This window comes from Streptomyces sp. NPDC057543 (genome assembly GCF_042801895.1).
GTDB lineage: Bacteria > Actinomycetota > Actinomycetes > Streptomycetales > Streptomycetaceae > Streptomyces.
Genome location: NZ_JBHVFF010000533.1, coordinates 1 through 2,456, shown reverse-complemented (window position 1 = coordinate 2,456; position 2,456 = coordinate 1). Strand labels below are relative to the sequence as shown.

The window sequence follows — 2,456 nt, the reverse complement described above, 5'->3', positions numbered from 1 at the left end:
CCGGGGAACAGGGCGAGATGGTCCGCCGGTTCGGCCACGGCGATGCACACGTCGCCGGCCGCAGGTCCGGCGTCACGGCGCCCGTCTCCCCCGGTCGCGGCCCCGGCCGTCAGCCGCGCTCGGCCTGCGCGATCCGGGGAAACGTCTTGACTCCGGCCGCCTTGCTGCTGTTGGCGTGCTGACTGACGGTCCGGCCGGGCGGGACGTCCGCGAAGCCGAGCACCACGGAGTCGAGCACCTTGCCGGAGGAGTCGGCGAACTCCACCTTCACGGCGTAGAAGGCCGCCTTGTCCGTGCGGTTGGTGACCCGGACGAGAGCGCTGCGGAACTTCTCGGACTTCTCGACCGCCAGCCCCGTCACCGAGACGTCCTTGACCGCATTGCCCTGTCCGTGAACGCCTTCGAGCTGCTTGACGGCCTTCTGCCGGTCGCGCTCGGCCGCGGCGGCGACCGAGGCGGCGAACTCCTTCTGGGTACGCGGGGTGGCACTCGCGGACCGGGTCAGGGCCGGTTCCGGGGACACCGTACGGGTACCTCTGGCCGTGCCCGGCGAGGTGGTCCCGGATCCGCCACAGGCGGCGGTACCGGCGACGATCACCGCGGCCAGCACGGCGAGGGCCGGAATACGGACTGCGCGGCCGCCAAAGGCGTGGCGCAAGGGGCTGGTCGGGTTCACGGACACTCCGTCTATTCGGATGATCGCCGGAAGGCGCGCGGGAGAAAAAGGAAGGCGAGGAGCCGCAGGACACCTCCTCGGACCAATAACCAACAACTCGCCCATATTAGGTTCAAACGGTATGAATTAACTCGTTGAATTCACCCGCTTCACTCGGGAGCGGATACCGGCCCCTGGGAGAGAACGATGGACACGGACGCCCTGACCACCGGCCTGTTGAAGGAACTGCGGGCGGCCAGGCCCTATCCGGCCCTGTCCCTGACCATGCCGACGCACCGCCGCGCTCCGGACAACGCCCAGGACGCGGTACGGCTGCGCAATCTGGTGGCCCAGGCCGTCGGCCGGCTGCAAGCGGACCCCGCCGTCACCCACGAGGCCGGGAACGCCGTCAAGGAGCAACTCGACCGGGCGGTCACCGAGCTGGACCCGCGCCGGGCCCTGGACGCCCTGGTCGTCCTCGCCACCGCCGACGAGCACCAGATCTGGCAGATTCCCCGTACCGCGCCCGAACGGGTGGTGCTCAGCGACACGTATCTGACCCGCAATCTGGTCGCCGCGAAGGCTCAGGCCCAGCCGTTCTGGGCGCTCACCGTGTCGGCCGAACACGCCGTCCTGTGGAGCGGCACGCAGGACGTCCTGAACGAGGAGCGGACCGTCGGATTCCCGCTGACGGCTCCGCGGGAGGCGCCCAACCCGCAGCGCGAGGAGCAGATCGGCGACACCCCGAGCACCTTCACCGACGAGGAGACGCGCAACTTCCTGCGCACGGTGGACGAGAAGCTGCGCGCGGCACTGGCCGAGGACCCGCGCCCGCTGTACCTGGTCGGCCTCGCGCCCGCGCTCGCCCTTCTGGACGAGGTCGGGGAGAGCGCCAAGTTTGCCGTGGGCCGGGTCGCCAAGGGCGTGCCGGCCGACATGACGCCGAGCGATCTACTGAAGGAGCTCCGGCCCGCGCTCGACAAGCGGCGGCAGCGGTTCGCCGCGGAGATCGACGGCAGGCTGGACGAGGCGCGTGGCCGCCGTGCGTTCGCCGGTGGTCTCGACGAGGTGTGGGCCGCGGTACGGGAAGGACGCGCCGGCCTGGTCGCGGTGGAGGAGCACTTCCAGCAGACGGTGCGGGTGGCGGACGAACACCTCGAACCGGTGAGCGGCGAAGCCGCGGACCTCACGGACAGCTCGGTCCGTGAGGACATCGTCGACGAGCTCGTCGAGGCGGCCCTGGACAGCGGCGCCGACGTGGTCTTCCTGGCGGACGACGCGCTCACCGAAAGCGGCCGCATCGCGGCGGCCCTGCGCTACTGAGCGGGCCGGGCGACCCTCCGTTCGCCGCACCGGGTACGCGACAGGCGTGCGGGTCACCGAGGCCGCTGGGACACTGGAGAGAACCCCGATCGGACCCCAGGGAGAGGAGTGATCGCACCATGCCAAGCGGATCCAACCCCAAACGGGAACGGCAGTACGAACACATCAAGGAGAGCGCTCAGGAGCGCGGGGTCAGCGAGGACCGGGCCGAGGAGATCGCGGCCCGTACGGTCAACAAGGAGCGTGCCCGCGCCGGTGAGTCGAGGACCGCGAGCCGCACGTCCATCGAGGACATGTCGTCCTCCCGCCGCGGCGGTCTGCGCTCCCACAGCGGAGCCGAGGGTCCGACGCGCGAGCAGCTCTACGAAGAGGCGAAGAAGAAGAACGTCCACGGGCGGTCGCACATGACGAAGGCCGAGCTGGAACGAGCACTCGGCCGCTGAGCCGCCCGCGCACCGGGCCCGGAGCGGTGTCAGCC

At 70.6% G+C, this 2,456-nt stretch carries 3 protein-coding genes; 2 read left to right on the top strand and 1 reads right to left on the bottom strand.

Features of this window, described 5'->3' with window-relative positions; genetic code table 11:
* Nucleotides 1-109: 109 nt before the first annotated feature.
* Nucleotides 110-676: a hypothetical protein gene (locus tag ACFU8Q_RS40975; protein ID WP_384465165.1), complete on the bottom strand. Its 567-nt coding sequence runs from the start codon at nt 674-676 to the stop codon at nt 110-112.
* A 186-nt stretch (nt 677-862) separates the two neighbouring features.
* Here ACFU8Q_RS40975 and ACFU8Q_RS40970 point away from each other — a divergent pair, with 186 nt between their 5' ends.
* Both ACFU8Q_RS40970 and ACFU8Q_RS40965 read left to right on the top strand, forming a co-directional pair.
* A complete protein-coding gene (locus tag ACFU8Q_RS40970; RefSeq protein WP_384465162.1) occupies nt 863-1,978 on the top strand; it encodes a chemotaxis protein in 1,116 nt (371 codons plus the stop codon).
* Nucleotides 1,979-2,097: 119 nt separating this feature from the next.
* Nucleotides 2,098-2,421, top strand: a complete 324-nt coding sequence (locus ACFU8Q_RS40965) for a plasmid stabilization protein (protein ID WP_384465160.1) — start codon at nt 2,098-2,100, stop codon at nt 2,419-2,421.
* The last annotated feature ends 35 nt before the right edge of the window (nt 2,422-2,456 follow it).